Source organism: Pantoea sp. RG18, from assembly GCF_025910075.1.
GTDB classification, from domain to species: Bacteria; Pseudomonadota; Gammaproteobacteria; order Enterobacterales; family Enterobacteriaceae; genus Pantoea; species Pantoea agglomerans.
In genome coordinates, this window is sequence record NZ_JAPCIL010000029.1 from 1 (window position 1) to 2,958 (window position 2,958).

At 54.0% G+C, this 2,958-nt stretch carries 1 rRNA gene; it reads right to left on the minus strand.

Going from position 1 to position 2,958, the window contains the following annotated elements:
* Window positions 1-29: 29 nt before the first annotated feature.
* A 23S ribosomal RNA gene (locus tag OK409_RS22390) occupies window positions 30-2,938 on the minus strand.
* Window positions 2,939-2,958 lie beyond the last annotated feature (20 nt).

Sequence of the window (2,958 nt, forward strand, 5' to 3'; positions counted from 1 at the left end):
CTGTCTCTCAAAAACGCCTCTGGCGTTGTAAGGTTAAGCCTCACGGGTCATTAGTACCGGTTAGCTCAACGCATCGCTGCGCTTACACACCCGGCCTATCAACGTCGTAGTCTTCAACGTCCCTTCAGGACTCTCAAGGAGTCAGGGAGAACTCATCTCGGGGCAAGTTTCGTGCTTAGATGCTTTCAGCACTTATCTTTTCCGCACTTAGCTACCGGGCAATGCCATTGGCATGACAACCCGAACACCAGTGGTGCGTTCACTCCGGTCCTCTCGTACTAGGAGCAACCCCCCTCAATTCTCCAGCGCCCACGGCAGATAGGGACCGAACTGTCTCACGACGTTCTAAACCCAGCTCGCGTACCACTTTAAACGGCGAACAGCCGTACCCTTGGGACCTACTTCAGCCCCAGGATGTGATGAGCCGACATCGAGGTGCCAAACACCGCCGTCGATATGAACTCTTGGGCGGTATCAGCCTGTTATCCCCGGAGTACCTTTTATCCGTTGAGCGATGGCCCTTCCATTCAGAACCACCGGATCACTATGACCTGCTTTCGCACCTGCTCGAGCCGTCACTCTCGCAGTCAAGCCAGCTTATGCCATTGCACTAACCTCACGATGTCCGACCGTGATTAGCTGACCTTCGTGCTCCTCCGTTACTCTTTAGGAGGAGACCGCCCCAGTCAAACTACCCACCAGACACTGTCCGCAGCCCGGATTACGGGCCTACGTTAGAACATCAAACATTAAAGGGTGGTATTTCAAGGTTGGCTCCACGCAGACTGGCGTCCGCGCTTCAAAGCCTCCCACCTATCCTACACATCAAGGCTCAATGTTCAGTGTCAAGCTGTAGTAAAGGTTCACGGGGTCTTTCCGTCTTGCCGCGGGTACACTGCATCTTCACAGCGAGTTCAATTTCACTGAGTCTCGGGTGGAGACAGCCTGGCCATCATTACGCCATTCGTGCAGGTCGGAACTTACCCGACAAGGAATTTCGCTACCTTAGGACCGTTATAGTTACGGCCGCCGTTTACCGGGGCTTCGATCAAGAGCTTCTCCTTGCGGATAACCCCATCAATTAACCTTCCGGCACCGGGCAGGCGTCACACCGTATACGTCCACTTTCGTGTTTGCACAGTGCTGTGTTTTTAATAAACAGTTGCAGCCAGCTGGTATCTTCGACTGGCTTCGGCTCGGGGAGCAAGTCCCTCCACCTACGCGCCAGCGTGCCTTCTCCCGAAGTTACGGCACCATTTTGCCTAGTTCCTTCACCCGAGTTCTCTCAAGCGCCTTGGTATTCTCTACCTGACCACCTGTGTCGGTTTGGGGTACGATTCTGTGTTACCTGATGCTTAGAGGCTTTTCCTGGAAGCTGGGCATTTATCACTTCAGCACCGTAGTGCCTCGTCGTCACGCCTCAGCGTTAACAAGCGTCCGGATTTACCTGGACACTCCGCCTACACGCTTAAACCGGGACAACCGTCGCCCGGCTGATATAGCCTTCTCCGTCCCCCCTTCGCAGTAACACCGAGTACAGGAATATTAACCTGTTTCCCATCGACTACGCCTTTCGGCCTCGCCTTAGGGGTCGACTCACCCTGCTCCGATTAACGTTGAACAGGAACCCTTGGTCTTCCGGCGAGCGGGCTTTTCACCCGCTTTATCGTTACTTATGTCAGCATTCGCACTTCTGATACCTCCAGCATGCCTCACAGCACACCTTCGACGGCTTACAGAACGCTCCCCTACCCAACAACGCCTAAGCGTCGCTGCCGCAGCTTCGGTGCATGGTTTAGCCCCGTTACATCTTCCGCGCAGGCCGACTCGACCAGTGAGCTATTACGCTTTCTTTAAATGATGGCTGCTTCTAAGCCAACATCCTGGCTGTCTGTGCCTTCCCACATCGTTTCCCACTTAACCATGACTTTGGGACCTTAGCTGGCGGTCTGGGTTGTTTCCCTCTTCACGACGGACGTTAGCACCCGCCGTGTGTCTCCCGTGATAACATTCTTCGGTATTCGCAGTTTGCATCGGGTTGGTAAGCCGGGATGGCCCCCTAGCCGAAACAGTGCTCTACCCCCGAAGATGAGTTCACGAGGCGCTACCTAAATAGCTTTCGGGGAGAACCAGCTATCTCCCGGTTTGATTGGCCTTTCACCCCCAGCCACAGGTCATCCGCTAATTTTTCAACATTAGTCGGTTCGGTCCTCCAGTTAGTGTTACCCAACCTTCAACCTGCCCATGGCTAGATCACCGGGTTTCGGGTCTATACCCTGCAACTTAACGCCCAGTTAAGACTCGGTTTCCCTGCGGCTCCCCTATACGGTTAACCTTGCTACAGAATATAAGTCGCTGACCCATTATACAAAAGGTACGCAGTCACCCCCATAAAGAAGGCTCCCACTGCTTGTACGTACACGGTTTCAGGTTCTGTTTCACTCCCCTCGCCGGGGTTCTTTTCGCCTTTCCCTCACGGTACTGGTTCACTATCGGTCAGTCAGGAGTATTTAGCCTTGGAGGATGGTCCCCCCATATTCAGACAGGATACCACGTGTCCCGCCTTACTCATCGAGCTCACAGCATGTGTGCTTTTGTGTACGGGAGTATCACCCTGTACCCTGCGACTTTCCAGACGCTTCCACTAACACACAAACTGATTCAGGCTCTGGGCTGCTCCCCGTTCGCTCGCCGCTACTGGGGGAATCTCGGTTGATTTCTTTTCCTCGGGGTACTTAGATGTTTCAGTTCCCCCGGTTCGCCTTGCAGCACTATGTATTCATGCTGCAATGATGCACAGAGTGCACCGGGTTTCCCCATTCGGACATCGACGGCTGTAGCGGTTCATATCACCTTACCGTCGCTTTACGCAGATTAGCACGTCCTTCATCGCCTCTGACTGCCTGGGCATCCACCGTGTACGCTTAGTCGCTTAACCTCACAACCCACAGGCGTTTT